The organism is Olivibacter sitiensis DSM 17696, from assembly GCF_000427965.1.
Lineage (GTDB): Bacteria > Bacteroidota > Bacteroidia > Sphingobacteriales > Sphingobacteriaceae > Olivibacter > Olivibacter sitiensis.
The window spans coordinates 1-15,835 of record NZ_ATZA01000018.1; the positions used below are offsets into that span (position 1 = coordinate 1).

The following is a 15,835-nucleotide window of genomic DNA, read 5'->3' on the forward strand; positions in this document are numbered from 1 at the left end:
CCCATAGAATCACATCGGCTGAATATTCCGAACAGCATCGTCATGAGTTGTGTCCATGAATCAAAGGTCTTGTAATAGCGGTCAGACCGGTGCTTGCTCACAAGCATCTCAAATTTGTTCCTTGGAATAAAACCTAATAATTGTTTGAAGATTGGCTGACCGACTAATTTCTTTTCTGTATTTTTATCACTCATATTTTTAGTTTGTCGTAAAACCAAAATATGAAAAAAGGAGCTTGCCAGATATGGCAGCTCCTTAAATTATTTTTTGTCGGTCAGTAGTGGTTTTCTTTATATTTTTGGAGTATCAATTATAAACGTTATGAACAGCAAAACAATTTGTATTATTTCCTACATTACCATTATTGGATGGTTGATTGCCTTTTTTCAAAGCAAGGAGAACAGAACACCCTTGGTTAAGTTCCATCTGGAGCAGGCATTGGGTGTCTTTATTTTTTCGTTCATTTGGCCTATCGTGCTGCGGTTGTTGTTTGCGATTGTTCCGTCATTAGGCATAGTGTTGAACCCCTTGTCGTTTGTGCCACTGGTATTCATGATCTTGGGCATCATCAACGCCTCGAAAGAACAGATGACGCCTGTACCTGTCATCGGAGAATTTGTTGCAGGAAAAATTAAGCTCTGATTGCACTATTTGTCAATCAAGTCCAAAAAGCCAGCAAGGAGTAGCGATTGCTTGTACCACAAAACCCCTGAAAACCATTATTCCTCAATATCGGTGAGAACTTTAACTTTGGAAGAATGACATAAGGAGGATCATGGTTAATTCCATCATAATGTTTGCTGCTTGTTTGTTGGCCATTGTCAGTTGCAAGGGCCAAGGCTCAATGGATAAATGGCATGAGCGGCAGCTCTATCCCTATCTTGCTGAAAACGGATTGTACGGCTACGTGGACGAACAACTTGATCTTGTAGTCCCCGCGCGTTATCGCAGTGCATCGCCATTTACGAGTACGGGCTTTGCCATCGTTTCTGATGAGAATAACAGGTATGGAGTCATTAATAGCGCCGGTGCGCTTGTGGTGCCACTCGAATATAAAACTGTTTATGTTGAGGTATTGGGTAAGCATACTTTATTATGGACTGTGCGCACCTATAATAGTCCCTTACGGTTCTGGGAATGGAGGTTTCTACCCGGATTTTGGGGAGCAAGCGATAGGCGGCTCTTCGATACGCAGGTAAAACGATCACATTTATGTATCACCGTGTTGGAAAGTGGTCAGCGAATCTATTCGGAACGAGTTCTTTCCGAATTGGCTTATGGTTATTACTTCAACATAAAAAAAGTGGATGATACACACTTCATTCGAGATGGGATCCTTTATGAAATTGGGCGCAAGCGGTGCAGGGCGCTCGCGAAACATGTTTTTGGACAGTCCGACGATGGTCTGCTGCTGCAAAAGATGGGAGATTACTATCGCTTGATTAGTGTAAAGGGAAAAGCTGTAGGCAAGCGAAGGTTTCGATATCAGGATCATCTCACTTATGAAATTGAGGGACGACGGCATATCCTGAATTTGGTGTCGACATATGATTATCTGCACCGGGTGGCTCATCTATTTCAGGACAGCGATGGTGAACAATATTTTTTCCCGGATTTGACCAAGGCATTTCCGAAATCTATCGCCGCACAGGTGCATAAGGACCTAGTCGCCGATACGTTGATTCAGAACTCCATGCTGGCCGCCAGCATGCCCCATACGGATCGGTTTATTTTCCGTCGGTTTAATCGAGGTTCTAATACATTTGAGTATTGGATGTTGGATACCGTCGGCAATTGGCACGCTAATGTACCCGAAGATAATCGCTTTTCCGTTGTTTCGCAGGCTGGCGATATCCTTTGGCCGTCTATCGAGGACATAATACCGCTAGATGCGGTGGCATCAGGCTGGAAGCCGTCTCGTTATGCGAGCGTAGACGAAGATCGCCAGCTGTATAAAGTGACGATACGTCGTGATAAAGAGGAACGGATGGGTATATGGAATGTGGCTGAAAGAAAATGGCAATGGAAGCCGGAACACGCTTATATCCGGTATCTGGGCAATGGCTATTGGACCTTTAAATCTATACAGGATGCCAAATATGGCTTGTACCAGTTGTCTACCTCGCAAGTGCTCATCTCTCCAAGGTACCATGATATGAATGGGAATGGCATGGTCGCTTATTATGACGAAGCAGGTCAATACATAAGGTTTTACGTTGACTGGAAAACGCAACGTGAATATTGGTATGAGCAGGCCAATTAGAGCGATGGGGGAGGCCATTGAAAATCTATTATAATATGAAGGAAACCTTACCGCTGCTTTTTATATATAAGGATAAGGCGATAATTGTTTTTTCAACTTAAAAGTCGAATGGCTATTCCGGTTAACTAAGAAATTAGTTATATTTGAAGCATGAAAATATTACTCTCTGCTGTATATAGTGTGTTTTCCTGTTTCGTCATACAAAACTATTGCCATGCACAGGAAATAGACCAGTCCAAGTTGCTGGCATTTTATGAAAACCAGCAATATGCGGAAGCTGCCAATTATATGCTGAGTCATTATGGAGATTCTGTACAGGATAAGCGAATGTTGGCAAGTATTGCCAACAATTTTAGAATGGCAGGTCAAGTAAATAAGGCAGAAGTGTATTATCACAAACTATACACGTTGGATAGTACGCATAGAGGTGCGCTTTCCAATCTCGGCGCGTTCAGCTATCAAAAAGGCAACCTACAAAAGGCCAAATTTTTTTATACCAAGTTGCTGGAAGTGGATAGTGTCCATGTCCAATCCTTGGTAGTGCTTGCAGACCTGGCAAAGACTGAGGCCAAATTGGATGATGCGCTGAAATACCTGCGTCATGCGAATGCTATAGCGCCAGATCGGTCTGATATTGTTTACGATCTAGCTTCGCTGTATATTGTGCTGGAAGCAAACCTGGACGCAGAGGAATTGCTCGCCAAATCATTGGAAAATGACCCAGAAAACATATTGCTCATGAAGCTTCAGTTGGAAGTGCTATATGCCCAAAAGAAGTATACGGAAGTTGTGCAGTTGGGTGAGCGATTGGAGGAGATCGGAGACCGTTCCGATTTGCTCTATGGAATTATGGCACCCAGTTACTACTTCTTGAAAAAGTACGATAAGGGAATAGAAACGTACGATAAGCTAGAGGAAAGTGGCGATTTAAAGGAGGGTTCTTTATATTATAAGGCCATGTGCTATAAGGCATTGAAGCGAAATGAAGAAGCAATAGCCTATCTGGATAAAACACTGGAGGCGGCCGTTTCGGAAAACACGTCCAGCTATTACACCATAAAAGCACAGGTTTATGAGGATATGAACTGGAATAAGAATGCGCTCGCTGCCTATCAGAAAAGCCTCCAGTTTAAGGAAGAACCGCTCACATTTTATAGCCTGGCTTTGTTGTACGATTTGCGTTTCAAGCAGGTAAATAATGCCTCAAAGTATTATAACACCTATCTTAAAGTGGAAAAAGACCTTAAAGGAAACAAAGACTACATCGATTACGTCACCGAAAGGCTGAAGCAATTGAACGCAGGGACCGCAAAAAAGTGACCTACCGAGCCTCTCGAATGGACATTAAACGGCTCACATATTTTCCAATGATGTCAAACTCTAGGTTGACAGAATCTCCTTCCCTGAGTTTCCCAAGATTGGTGTGTTCATAGGTATATGGTATAATAGCTACCGAAAAACGGTCTATTTCCGAGTTTACCACGGTTAGGCTGATGCCATTGACCGCTATTGATCCCTTTTCTACGGTGATGTTTCTCATGGCAGTATCGTATTTGAACGTGAAAAGCCAGCTACCATCTTTATTTTCTATATGGGTGCAAATAGCCGTTTGATCTACGTGCCCCTGTACGATATGGCCGTCTAGCCTCGCGCCCGCAATTGTGCAACGCTCCAGGTTGACCCGTTCGCCCACTTTCAACTCGCTCAGGTTGGATTTGAGCAACGTTTCTTCTATAGCCGTAACGGTATGCATACCAGGCTCAATGCCTATTACAGTAAGGCAAACCCCATTATGTGACACGCTTTGGTCTATTTTCAACTCGTCCGAAATGGCGGACTTGATGGTAAAGTGCAAATTGCTTTGTTCTTGAACTATTTTTTCTACGTAACCGAGTGTTTCAATGATGCCTGTGAACATGATAAAATGTGAAAAGGCAAATGTAATGATTAAAAGAGATATGAGGGAATAGATATGAGATATGATAGGCTGTCAGACTATAGTCAAAATCCAAGAGCCGCCAGCTAAGCGTTTACAGCCGTGAACTGCTGACTAATTGTAAAAAATACACTAACTGATAAAGAAATATTTTCTTTGTCACTCATTTGTAAATGAGCTTTTTGCGATCTTTTTTTTACACGACCGAAGGTAGGGGCAGAAAGTATTTACAATTAATTGTTTGTTTTGAAGGACTAAAGACGTAATTTGCGAGGCGTTAAATTAATTGTTAAGTTATTGTTTAGCCAATATGAGTAATTAACAAAATAATACCTAAAAGAAGTTTATAAATTATTATACCATTATGATCATTATTGCTGATGGCGGATCAACTAAGACCAACTGGTGTTTGATAAACAGTTCGGGAAAGAAGATTTATTTTAATACGGAAGGATACAACCCGTATTTTGTGACGAGTGAATACATATTGAGCTCGATGAAGAAGGCCCTACCGAAGGACATTCCCTATCAGGAGATAGAGGAGGTGCATTACTATGGGGCAGGTGTACATAATGAGGAAAAAGCCAGTGTGGTAGAGATTGCCATGAAGCAAATCTTCGTTAATTCGAGAGTGTTTATTGGTCACGACTTATTGGCGGCGGCACGTGCCTTGTTGGGAGATGAGCCTGGTTTTGCTGCCATATTGGGCACCGGGACAAACACCTGTCTTTATGATGGTAAGAATGTTGTGTTGAACATCGACTCGGCCGCTTATATATTGGGTGATGAAGGTAGCGGGTGCTATATCGGCAAGAAAGTACTGACAGATTATGTGAGGGGATATATGCCTCAGGAAGTGAGAGATCAGTTTTGGGAAACATATAAAATAACCCCAGATGAGGTAATGGACGCAGTTTATACCAAGCCATTAGCTAATAGGTATTGTGCTAGTTTTAGCAAGTTTTTGTATGACAGTACCGTCAATATCGAGTACAACAGGAGTATTGTAAAGAGTGCTTTTAATGATTTCTTTACTAATTTGGTGTCACATTACCCTGATTTTCAAAAATACTCGTTTAACTGTATAGGCTCGGTGGCCTACAATTTCCGGAATGTGCTGGAAGAGGTGGCCAAAGAGCACAATATGGAGTTTGGCAAAATCGTACGCTCGCCTATAGATGATTTGGTTAAATACCATATGGAAAGAGTAACTGAAAAATAAAAGTTTATTGCATAAAACAAAAAGTGCGGCTCCCCGAATTGCGGAAGCCGCACTTTTTTGTTTTATATTCCTTTATTTGGAGAAGTTAATCCCGTTTTGAAAGGCCTTGGCGTATTTTCGTTTGTCAAACTTGTATAGTTTGGCTGCTCTATAGGAAACGCCTTTCTGCTTTTCGTCCAATTCCTTTAATACGTCGTAGTTGAGCATTTTTTTCCTGAAATTGCGTTTATCTAGCTTCTTTTCCCAGATTGCCTCGTACAATTGCTGCAGTTGGGTCAAGGTGAATTTTTCCGGCAACAGCTCGAAAGCGATGGGACTGTGGCTTATTTTACGGCGTATTTTTTCCAGGGTTTTCGCGATAATCCGATTGTGGTCAAAGGCCAATTCGGGCAAGTCCTTAATGCTCCACCACTTGGCGCTGCGCACGTAATTGGAAGAAGGGGCCAGCTTTATTGCATCATCAAGCCGCAGCATGGCATAATATGCTACGGTAATAATGCGTCCCTGTGGATGACGCTGCAAATCGCCAAAAGTATAGAGTTGCTCCATGAAGATGCCTTTCAGCCCTGTGTACTCAAAAAGAATCCGCTTTACGGCATCGTCAATGGTTTCGTTTTGATCTACAAAGAAACCTGGAAGTCCCCAGAAATCCTTAAAGGGAAATTCATTTCTCTCTACTAATAGGACCTTAAGTTCACCTTCCTTGAAGCCCAGTATAACACAGTCTGCTGTGAAGATAGATTGGATATGTGGTAAATTGTTTTGCAAAGCGTAATAGTTTTTAGTTCCAAATTGGGTGTTGCTAAATTTACGTGCTTGTTTTGTCAAACACTATACAAAGTTGAAAAAAAAGTTGGAAAATCTTGCAATAGTGTAGAAAATACACCTTATATTCGTGTCGATAAATATGAGCCATATAATTTAATTTACCTATTTTTACATCAAAGATTGTTGGTTGGAGGTTTAAATCTTTTTTGTTGATAAGATTTATTGCCATTGCTGCTGACAAGCGTAAATTGATTAGGGACTATACTTAGAGGTGCATTAGTATAATGCAATATAAGACAAATATATTCTAATGAGCAAGATTAAAAGAATTGGTGTTTTTACGTCTGGTGGCGATGCCCCTGGCATGAATGCATGTGTTCGTGCGGTAGTGAGAACTGCGATATACCATGACATAGCGGTAACGGGCATTTTGCAAGGTTATCAAGGCATGATAGACCAAAGTTTCATTGAAATGAACAGCCGTTCTGTCAGCAATACGATCCAAATGGGGGGAACCATACTGAAGACGGCGAGGTGCCTTGAGTTCCGCACGAAGGAGGGCAGGGCCAAGGCCTATGAGAATATCAGAAGTGTTGGGATAGATGCCTTGGTCGCCATCGGTGGTGACGGTACCTTTACCGGTGCTGAAGTGTTCTCGCGCGAGTATGATATCCCCGTCATTGGCATACCGGGCACTATTGACAATGATTTGTACGGTACCGACTATACGATAGGCTATGATACGGCCAATAATACGGTGATTGATGCCATAGATAAGATTAGGGATACAGCAGCTTCGCATGACCGTTTGTTTTTCGTTGAGGTAATGGGGCGCGATTCGGGGTGCATTGCCCTCAATTGTGGTATAGCCGGTGGGGCAGAAGCGATATTGCTTCCCGAAAAGGAAACAGGTATTGATGAATTGATTGATAAATTGGAGCGGGCAAAAGAGGGAAAAAAATCATCTACCATTGTTATTGTTGCGGAAGGAGATAAGAATGGCGGCGCATATAACGTAGCCAAGCGGGTGGAGGAGAAATTCGACTTTTACGACACGAAAGTAACCATCTTGGGACACTTACAGCGTGGTGGGTCGCCAAGTAGTTTTGACCGCGTGTTGGCTAGCAGATTGGGCTACGCGGCGGTCAATAGGTTATTGGCGGGAGAGACACGTGTGATGGTAGGCCTTAGAAACAACGAAATAGAAAGCACTAGCCTTGAAGAAGCATTGAGCAACAAAGAATTTAAATTGGCGGAGGATATGTTGGAGATGACCAACGTCTTAGCTATCTGATATGGTGGTATTGGTATACAGTGGTTCTAGATTTGCCGATTGGCGCTTGGTAGATAAGGGTAATGTGCTGGCTGCCTTTAAGACTTTGGGTATCAATCCCAATCATAGTGACGAAAGGTATATCACACAATTGCTTAACAAAAGCAATATCTTGGTGAACCATGCAGAGAAAATCAAAAAAATCCATTTTTTTGGTGCGGGCTCGTCAGATGCAGAAGGCATTGCAATGATAAAACAGGCCTTTGCGTCATTTTTTAGGTATGCCAAGATAACGGTGAACAATGATCTTTTGGCGGCAGCCTTCGCTTCTTTGGGCGAACAAAAGGGAATTGTATGTGTGCTGGGAAGCGGTACGAATGCTGCTTATTTTTCGGGAAGACGCTTGGAAGCAAACAATTTTGGCCTAGGATATATTCTAGGAGATGAGGGCTCTTCCAATTGGATGGGCCGATACTTGCTTCGGTCCTTGCTCACAGACGTTATGCCCATGGACATAAAGACAAAATTTATAGCCCAATACCCCCTAGATAAGAAACAGATTTTGGACAGGGTATATCGAATAAATAATCCCGCGTTGTTCTTGAGCTCATTTACCGATTTTGTAATGGAAAACAAGGAAGAGCCTTTTATCAAGAACATGATTTTGGAAGGTTTACATTTGGTGTTCGACACCTACCTGCTTCCATTGAGCATGAAGCACCCGGGAATACCGATCAGCTTTACGGGAAGTATAGCAAGTCGTTACGAAGATTGGGTGAGGGATATTGCAGATAAACATAAATTAGCTGTTGAAAGGGTGATTAAAGAACCTATACACAATCTGCTGAACTATTATATAAACAAAAATTGACAAGTATGAAAATTGGAATCAACGGCTTTGGCCGTATCGGAAGATTGGCTTTTAGAGTTGCCATTGAAAGAAGTGACATTGAAGTAGTGGGAATCAATGACCTCATTGATGCCGACTATATGGCTTATATGTTGAAATATGATTCGACACATGGTAGGTTTAAAGGCACCGTTGAAGTGAAGGACGGCCACCTGATTGTAAACGGCAAAACTATTCGCGTTACAGCGGAGAAGGATCCGGCTAATCTAAAATGGAATGAAGTAGGAGCAGAGGTTGTCCTCGAATGTACTGGCCTATTCCTTACACAGGAAGCAGGACAAAAGCATATTGATGCCGGTGCAAAGAAAGTTGTGTTTTCAGCTCCCGCAAAAGATGATACGCCGACGTTCGTAATGGGAGTAAATCACAAGGAGCTAAAGGCCGAGCATACCATCGTTTCGAATGCTTCTTGTACTACAAACTGTTTGGCACCTATCGCTAAGGTGTTGAACGACAATTTCGGTATTGCCGAAGGATTAATGAGTACGATACATGCGGTTACTGCTACACAAAAAACGGTAGACGGGCCTTCGCATAAGGACTGGAGAGGTGGTCGCGGTGCGTATCAAAACATCATCCCTTCTTCTACAGGTGCTGCCAAAGCAGTGGGATTGGTATTGCCGGAACTGAAAGGTAAATTGACAGGTATGTCATTCCGTGTTCCTGTTCCAGATGTTTCTGTCGTTGACTTGACTGCGCGTTTGGAGAAACCAGCTACTTATGAAGAAATTAAGGCTAAATTTAAGGAAGCGTCCGAAGGTGAATTGAAGGGGATTTTGGGCTATACCGAAGATGAAGTGGTTTCCGAAGATTTCAAGGGAGATTCCAGAACGTCTATCTTTGACGCAAAAGCTGGTATTTCTTTGAGCGAAACTTTCGTGAAAGTGGTTTCTTGGTACGACAATGAGTGGGGATATTCCAACAAGCTTATTGACTTGGCTCAAGAAGTTGGTAAACTATCCTAAAAAATGTTAAAGAAAGCCGCTTTTCGAGGCGCTTGTCTATCCATACAACGGTGAGATCTATAAGATCTCACCGTTTTTTTGCACTAAGCTTGCATATTTTATGCATGCATAGTATTTTTGTGTGATAACCAATTATTAACTTGATCCGAATCCAAATGGAATTTCGGATTGCAAACACAAAAGCATATGAAAAAATTACTTGTAATGATGGCAACCCTTTTGCTGGCAGGTTTTCTGGCAGCGCAGGACAAGGATGCCGTGTTAGGCAAATGGCAAAATCCTAGCGGAGAAGGTAGGGTAGAGATCAGCAAGCGGGACGGCAAATATTTTGGCAAGTTGTATTGGCTGAAAGAGCCCAATGATGAGAGCGGAAAGCCCAAACTGGATGTCAAAAATCCGGATGAATCCTTGAGGAAAAGACAAATTCAGGGTCTAGAGATATTAAAGGATTTTGATGCCAAGGACAAAGGGGTGTACGAGAATGGCACTATATATGATCCAAAATCGGGCAAGACTTATAGCTGCAAAATGACTTTGAAAGGAGAGAAGCTGGATATACGTGGCTATGTGGGTGTGAGTTTACTGGGACGTACAGAAAGCTGGACGAGAGTGAAATAATAGCGTGTAGTAAATTATTTAGGGACGGACCATGATCCGTCCCTAAATGTTTGTGGTTTAGTTAGTTCTTAATGATTCTTATGCTCGTGCTCGTCGGGCTTATAGTTGGCCTCTAGTTCGGCCAATTTTTTCTTCCCGTAAGCTATCCTACTGATGAGCACAAATAGCACGGGTACTATAAATAGCGCCAAGATCGTGGCGGCTAGCATCCCACCGGCTACTGTCCATCCGATAGTTTGTCTACTTACTGCGCCCGCACCTGAGGCTACTGCCAATGGCAACACTCCCAAAATGAATGCGACGGAGGTCATGATAATTGGCCTCAATCTCAGCTTCACTGCTTCCAAGGTAGCGCGCATGAGCCCCATACCCCAATCAAGTCGTTCCTTTGCATATTCCACGATCAGGATGGCATTTTTCGCCGACAAACCTATTAAGGTAATCAGCCCGATCTGTGCATAGATATTGTTGGTCAACCGCGGTATGAACGTAAGTGTCAGGATAGCGCCAAACACTCCTAGTGGAACGGCCAATATAATGGAAAATGGCACCGACCAGCTTTCGTACAATGCGGCCAACAGAAGGAATACGAAAACGATGGACAAAGCAAAGATGACGATAGTCGTATTGCCCGATTTGCTTTCTTCCAAACTGAGGCCGGAGAAATCAAATCCATACCCATTGGGTAAGGTCTGTGCCGCCACCTCTTCCAAGGCTTGCATGGCCTGTCCACTGCTATAGCCTGGTGCGGCATTGCCATTTATTTCAGCCGCGCGAAACAGGTTATAGTGCGTTATGGTAGATGCATTTTTGATCTGCTCCCATGAAGCAACGGCACTCAGGGGTACTTTCACGCCCTGATTGTTGGAGACATAGTAGTTGTTGATATTGCCTATATCGTTTCGGAAATTGGTATCCGCTTGGGTCACTACCCTGAAATTTCTACCATATTTGGTAAAATCGTTGATATAGCTACTACCCATGAAACCCGATATGGTACTATAAATGGCATTGAGCGTAATGCCCATCTTTTTAGCCTTTTCTCGATCTATATTGACTCGGTAACTTGGCGTCTGTGCATTGAAGAACGTATAAGCCATCGCGATCTCTGGCCTTTGGTTCACAGCCCCCACAAATTTATTGACATTCTGTTCAAATGTTTGTATATCATCTCCTGCCTGCCTTTGCTCCAGCATGAAGCTGAAACCACCCGTATTGCCCATACCCGGTATAGCTGGTGGTGTCACCACGATGATGTTGGCTCCCTTGATACGCGCTACGGCTCCCTGAAGCTTGGATACGACGGCATCTAGTTGGTCTTCCTTGGCCTTGCGTTGCTCCCAGGGCTTCAGCTGCAGGAAGAAGGTAGCCGAGCTACTTTTGAAGGAAAAGTTGAGCGCATTCAACCCCAGTATTCCCGTGTAGGTTCTGAATTGATCAAATTCATTGCCCAGTATATGGGAGATGGAGTCTATGACTTCTTGTGTTCTGTTGGCAGAAGATCCTTCCGGTAGGTTAACTGAGATAAAAACCCGTCCTTCGTCTTCCTGGGGAATGAATCCTGTGGGCTTGTTCGTGAAAAGTATGCCGGTGCCTACATAGAGACACACTAGAAAGATAATAGCCAGCGGACTTTTCTTGATGACATACTGCACGCCTTTTCCATAACGTTCCACGGTCCTGTTGAACCATAGGTTAAACCGATAGAAGAACCTATTGAGCCCTTTGGACTCTTTGTTTAGATTCATGGGTTTCAGCATCAGCGAACAGAGGGCGGGAGTGAGGGAAAGTGCTATAAAGGCAGACAGGAGTACCGAAATAGCAATGGTAATGGCAAATTGTTGATACAACCTACCCACCATGCCGGGTATAAACCCTACCGGGATGAACACGGCCGCAAGGATGAGGGCAATGGCGATAACCGGTGCCGATATGTCCTTCATCGCTGCTTTTGTAGCTTCTTTGGCACTCATGCCCTCATTATCTATATAGTGCTGTACCGCTTCTACGACCACAATGGCATCATCTACCACGATACCGATGGATAGCACAAAACCAAATAGGGTGAGGGTATTGATGGTAAAGCCTAGCGGTATAAAGAAGATGAACGTACCGATGATAGATACCGGAATGGCCAATACGGGAATCAATGTGGCTCGCCAGCTTTGCAGGAAAAGGAAGACCACTACCGTTACCAATAAAAGCGCCTCCACCAAGGTGTGCAACACCTCGTTGATGGACACTTTGACGACGGTGACCGATTCCGTGGCGATTTCATAGTCCAAATCCTTTGGAAAGGATTTTTTCAGCTCTTCCAGCGTTTGGGTGATGCCGTCTGCCGTCTCTACGGCATTGCCTCCGGGCACTTGATAGAGCAACAGCATGGTGGATGGAATACCTCTCGTGGTCGACTGCGCACTGTAATTAAACTGACCCAGTTCCACGCGCGCCACGTCTTTGAGATAGACCACGGATCCATCTATATTGGAGCGAACGATGACATCTTCGAACTCTTCAATATCTGATATTCTACTGTTCAATAATATGGGATACTCGAATGCCTGCGTACTTTGCTGAGGTGCTACGCCGACAGATCCTCCGGCCAATTGCACGTTTTGATCTTGCAAAGCGGCAGTGATCTCGGCATTTGTCACGTTCAGTTGCGACATCTTCTCTGGATTGAGCCAGATACGCATGCTATAATCCTGACCGATATTGGTGACATCGCCCACGCCATTGACACGCAACAAGGCATCGCGTAGGTATATATTGGCATAGTTTGCCAAAAATTTGCGATCGTAGGTTCCGTTGGGCGAATACAGTGCCACACCCATCAATATGGTCGGGTTACGCTTCCTGATCGTAATGCCGAGCCTCTGTACCGCCTCCGGTAAGGTAGGTTCGGCTACCGCCACACGGTTTTGCACCTCCACGGCCGCCAAATCGATATTGGTACCGATGTCAAAAGTGACGTTGGCAGACATCTGACCGTTGCTGGCGCTATTGGTAGAGAGGTAAGACATATTGGGGGCACCGTTTATCTGTACCTCAATAGGTGTGGCCACGGTCTCTTCCACCGTCTGTGCGTCGGCACCGGTATAGTTGGCCATTACCTGTACCACGGGAGGGGATATATCAGGGTATTGACTGATGGGCAAATTGAGGATGGAAATGATCCCGACCAACACAATGACGATGGAAACAACGATTGCGGTGACAGGTCTCTTTATAAATACGTCTGCTATCATGAGATAAGTAAAAAGTAATAATTTAAAAAAATCAAAAAAGCCATACTTAATGCGTGCAGCTATTGTTAGGGCGCAGCAGGGGTAGCTTTTTGTGGTTCTATGACTTGTACTTTCATCCCCTCGCGTAGGCTCTGAATGCCATCTACGGCTATGGTTTCACCTACCTTCAGCCCATCACGTACAATAATCTTATCCTTTACAACGGCACCCAGTTTCACCTCACGCTGGCTTACCGTACTGCTGTCCGTAAGGACAAATACCGTGGCCGCGCTGAGTTGTTGGGTAATCGCTTTTGTAGGTATCACTATTTGCTCTCCTTGGTCTTGGCTAGCGACCAATATATTAGTGTTCATACCTGCACGCAACAATCCATCTTGATTTGGGAAAACGATGCGGGCTGTAAGCGTTCCTGTTTGTGGGTTGATGGCACGATCTATAATGGTCAATTTGCCGTGATGTGGATAGGCCTGTTGTCCGGGAAGCACTAAGGCAAAGGTGCTATCTGGCGCCGATTTTTGCAGTTGTACAAAGGTGCTTATAGACCTTTCGTTGATGGGAATATCCACTGCGATCGGGTTTGTCGAAGAAATCGTGTTGAGCAAGGTGGTTCCTGCACTTACCAAAGCGCCCAAACGCACTTGGGAAATGCCAATGGTACCGGCAAAGGGGGCAGTGATCACCGAACGTTGCAGATCGGTATTGGCCGTGACCAATGCTGCCCTGGCAGACGCCACCTGTGCCTTGGCATTGCTGAGGTCCGTGCGGGCATAGTCTAGCGTTTGTTTGGCAATGGCGTCTTGCTCGGCCAGTGTTTCATAGCGTTGTAGGTCCTTTTCTACCCGCTGCAGATTGGACTCGGCAATTTCCAGATTGGCCTGTGCCTGATCGCGAGCCGACTGGTATCGGGTACGATCTATGTCATAGAGCTTTTGCCCCTTGCTTACCGATGCACCGTCTGCCACATGTATGGCAGTGACGTAGCCATTCACTTCTGCACGTAGCTCGGTTTGGTTCAATGCAGTCACCGTGCCTGGGTAGGCATCCTGTACGTTTACCCGCTCTTCGCTGACTTTGAAAACCGTGATTTGCGGAGTTTGTGGACCTGCTTGTTGCGGCTGTTGTTTACCCCCGTTACAGGCTGCCATTGTAGCTATGGCAAGAGGTAAAAGTGCGGTAAAATATCTGTTGTTCATATCTGTGATTGTGCTTTATGATTCCTGTCTACGTTATAATTTATTATTGTTAATTGTCGTTGGCTGGTATGATACTGCCTAGAGCCTGTTGCACATCCAGTTTGCCCGATAGGACGGCATACATGGCATTCAGGTAATTGATCTGCGTGGTACGCAGATCCGTCTCGGCGGTCATAAGATCCAGATAGGTCTTGATACCTTCATCGTATTGCAATTTAATGGTATTGTATACTTCTTTGGACAACTCTACGTTTTCCTGGGCTGTTTTCCAATCATTCAGATTGGATTTGTAAGTAGCTAGGGCCTGTTGATATTGTGTGTTGATTTGATTTTTTGTATTGACCATATCCCACGCTAGCCGTTGTTCCTGCAATTTGGATTTCCTTATTTCCTGAAGCCTTTTTGTGCCCTGAAAGATTGGTAAAGAAAGGGTCACGCCCAATACCGATCTGGGGTAATCGACACGATAGAGATCCGAAAACCCAGCATTGGTACGGTAATCCCATCCGTAATTGTAAAAAGCGGATAGATTGGGCAAAAACGTCCATTTATTGTAAGAGGTATTGAGTTTTTGCAACTGCATACCGGTTTCCAATTGCCTGAATTCAATCCGGTTTCTGAAATGGAGGTTCTCGGTGGTGTCAATCAACATTTGCTGTTCCATGCTGCCGCTGTCATAGGCCAATTTCAACTCCTGCTCAATGCTCAAACCCACCAGTTCTTTCAAATAAGCATACTTATACTTTAGCATTTCCTCTGTACGCTTCCTATCGGCCTTGGTCGTACTCAGCGCGATTTGGGCACGTTTGAAATCGGTTTTGTCCACTAGGCCCGTTTCGTACTGAGCCCTGGCATCTTTCAATTGTTTCTCCAGCCTGACGATGTTTTCATCTATGATTTTTAATTGCTCTTCACTTGTTAGTATATCGTAGAATGCCTTACTGACACTTACTATGGTGTTGATCTTGGCGTTTTCCGTATTTTGTGCATTCTGGATTTTTACATACTTGGCTGCTTTGCTGGCTTGGATCAAAGACGGATCTAAAATCTTTTGGTCTGCTTGCAAGGTCAGTGCAGAGGTGTTTTTCTGCCCGAACTGTATAACCTGATCGCCAATGACGTTGGTAGGGATTTTGATATTATGATTGTAGCTGGCATCTGCATTGATCTGTGGAAACCAACCAGATAGGGCAGAGGCAATATCCCGCTTGCCTATTTCTTCATCTATGAGGGCTTGTCTTACCTCAGTTTGATGAAGTAGCGCATAATCTATGCATTGCTGTAAGGTTGCTTGGCCAAGGGGATCGGTACCCGCATTTGCAAGGTTGTCCTGAGCCATGGCTTGCCTGCTAATAAAGGAAATGAACAGTAGGAAAAGGCTATATCTCATTTGCATATATCTGTTTTGTTTGAATTCTTCCTCATCAATTGAGGAATTA

The 15,835-nt window shown here is 44.1% G+C and carries 14 protein-coding genes; 8 read left to right on the forward strand and 6 right to left on the reverse strand.

What is annotated here, in order from left to right; genetic code table 11:
• Positions 1 to 194: DUF4372 domain-containing protein (locus A37S_RS24425; protein WP_036602274.1), on the reverse strand; the 194-nt coding region annotated here is incomplete at its 3' end.
• Positions 195 to 321: 127 nt separating this feature from the next.
• On the opposite strand from A37S_RS24425, the gene A37S_RS0110955 reads away from it, so the two are divergent.
• The 3 genes from A37S_RS0110955 (at position 322) to A37S_RS0110965 (ending at position 3,583) form a co-directional block, all read left to right on the forward strand.
• Positions 322 to 642, forward strand: coding sequence for a magnetosome magnetite crystal formation protein family (locus A37S_RS0110955; protein WP_028297017.1), 321 nt, complete (start codon positions 322 to 324; stop codon positions 640 to 642).
• Between the two features lie 202 nt (positions 643 to 844).
• Entirely contained in the window at positions 845 to 2,263 is a 1,419-nt protein-coding gene (locus A37S_RS0110960; protein ID WP_169719477.1) for a WG repeat-containing protein, read from the forward strand.
• A gap of 150 nt (positions 2,264 to 2,413) precedes the next feature.
• Complete coding sequence (locus tag A37S_RS0110965; RefSeq protein WP_028297019.1) at positions 2,414 to 3,583, forward strand: tetratricopeptide repeat protein; 1,170 nt, start codon at positions 2,414 to 2,416, stop codon at positions 3,581 to 3,583.
• 1 nt (position 3,584) lies between these two features.
• Here A37S_RS0110965 and A37S_RS0110970 read toward each other — a convergent pair whose 3' ends face one another.
• Positions 3,585 to 4,181, reverse strand: coding sequence for a riboflavin synthase (locus tag A37S_RS0110970; protein WP_028297020.1), 597 nt, complete (start codon positions 4,179 to 4,181; stop codon positions 3,585 to 3,587).
• 382 nt (positions 4,182 to 4,563) lie between these two features.
• On the opposite strand from A37S_RS0110970, the gene A37S_RS0110975 reads away from it, so the two are divergent.
• Positions 4,564 to 5,421 carry an N-acetylglucosamine kinase gene (locus A37S_RS0110975; RefSeq protein ID WP_028297021.1) on the forward strand — a complete coding sequence of 286 codons (858 nt, stop codon included), beginning with the start codon at positions 4,564 to 4,566 and terminating at the stop codon, positions 5,419 to 5,421.
• 72 nt (positions 5,422 to 5,493) lie between these two features.
• On the opposite strand, the gene A37S_RS0110980 is transcribed toward A37S_RS0110975, so the two are convergent.
• Entirely contained in the window at positions 5,494 to 6,189 is a 696-nt protein-coding gene (locus tag A37S_RS0110980; protein ID WP_051293046.1) for an NUDIX hydrolase, read from the reverse strand.
• 310 nt (positions 6,190 to 6,499) lie between these two features.
• Between A37S_RS0110980 and pfkA the strand changes: the two genes are divergently transcribed.
• From pfkA to A37S_RS0111000, 4 genes are all read left to right on the forward strand, one after another.
• Entirely contained in the window at positions 6,500 to 7,483 is a 984-nt protein-coding gene (pfkA, locus tag A37S_RS0110985; RefSeq protein WP_028297023.1) for a 6-phosphofructokinase, read from the forward strand.
• Position 7,484: 1 nt separating this feature from the next.
• Positions 7,485 to 8,333, forward strand: a complete 849-nt coding sequence (locus tag A37S_RS0110990) for a hypothetical protein (protein ID WP_028297024.1) — start codon at positions 7,485 to 7,487, stop codon at positions 8,331 to 8,333.
• 5 nt (positions 8,334 to 8,338) lie between these two features.
• A complete protein-coding gene (gene gap / locus A37S_RS0110995; RefSeq protein ID WP_028297025.1) occupies positions 8,339 to 9,337 on the forward strand; it encodes a type I glyceraldehyde-3-phosphate dehydrogenase in 999 nt (332 codons plus the stop codon).
• Between the two features lie 186 nt (positions 9,338 to 9,523).
• Positions 9,524 to 9,955: a DUF2147 domain-containing protein gene (locus A37S_RS0111000; protein WP_028297026.1), complete on the forward strand. Its 432-nt coding sequence runs from the start codon at positions 9,524 to 9,526 to the stop codon at positions 9,953 to 9,955.
• Positions 9,956 to 10,023: 68 nt separating this feature from the next.
• Here the strand turns inward: A37S_RS0111000 and A37S_RS0111005 are convergent, their stop codons facing one another.
• The 3 genes from A37S_RS0111005 to A37S_RS0111015 form a co-directional block, all read right to left on the reverse strand.
• Positions 10,024 to 13,203 (reverse strand): efflux RND transporter permease subunit, encoded by a 3,180-nt coding sequence (locus tag A37S_RS0111005; RefSeq protein ID WP_028297027.1) that lies wholly within the window; start codon positions 13,201 to 13,203, stop codon positions 10,024 to 10,026.
• 65 nt (positions 13,204 to 13,268) lie between these two features.
• On the reverse strand, positions 13,269 to 14,396 hold the full coding sequence (locus A37S_RS0111010) for an efflux RND transporter periplasmic adaptor subunit (protein ID WP_028297028.1): 1,128 nt from the start codon (positions 14,394 to 14,396) through the stop codon (positions 13,269 to 13,271).
• 49 nt (positions 14,397 to 14,445) lie between these two features.
• A complete protein-coding gene (locus A37S_RS0111015) occupies positions 14,446 to 15,786 on the reverse strand; it encodes a TolC family protein (protein ID WP_084163864.1) in 1,341 nt (446 codons plus the stop codon).
• Between the last annotated feature and the right edge of the window lie 49 nt (positions 15,787 to 15,835).

Coding starts and splice junctions, on each gene's coding strand:
- A37S_RS0111000 (WP_028297026.1), top strand. CDS start 9,524: ATGAAAAAATTACTTGTAATGATGGCAACCCTTTTGCTGGCAGGTTTT.
- A37S_RS0110955 (WP_028297017.1), top strand. CDS start 322: ATGAACAGCAAAACAATTTGTATTATTTCCTACATTACCATTATTGGA.
- pfkA (WP_028297023.1), top strand. CDS start 6,500: ATGAGCAAGATTAAAAGAATTGGTGTTTTTACGTCTGGTGGCGATGCC.
- A37S_RS0111015 (WP_084163864.1), bottom strand. CDS start 15,786: ATGAGATATAGCCTTTTCCTACTGTTCATTTCCTTTATTAGCAGGCAA.
- A37S_RS0110965 (WP_028297019.1), top strand. CDS start 2,414: ATGAAAATATTACTCTCTGCTGTATATAGTGTGTTTTCCTGTTTCGTC.
- A37S_RS0110970 (WP_028297020.1), bottom strand. CDS start 4,181: ATGTTCACAGGCATCATTGAAACACTCGGTTACGTAGAAAAAATAGTT.
- gap (WP_028297025.1), top strand. CDS start 8,339: ATGAAAATTGGAATCAACGGCTTTGGCCGTATCGGAAGATTGGCTTTT.
- A37S_RS0110990 (WP_028297024.1), top strand. CDS start 7,485: ATGGTGGTATTGGTATACAGTGGTTCTAGATTTGCCGATTGGCGCTTG.
- A37S_RS0110975 (WP_028297021.1), top strand. CDS start 4,564: ATGATCATTATTGCTGATGGCGGATCAACTAAGACCAACTGGTGTTTG.
- A37S_RS0111010 (WP_028297028.1), bottom strand. CDS start 14,396: ATGAACAACAGATATTTTACCGCACTTTTACCTCTTGCCATAGCTACA.
- A37S_RS0111005 (WP_028297027.1), bottom strand. CDS start 13,203: ATGATAGCAGACGTATTTATAAAGAGACCTGTCACCGCAATCGTTGTT.
- A37S_RS0110960 (WP_169719477.1), top strand. CDS start 845: ATGGATAAATGGCATGAGCGGCAGCTCTATCCCTATCTTGCTGAAAAC.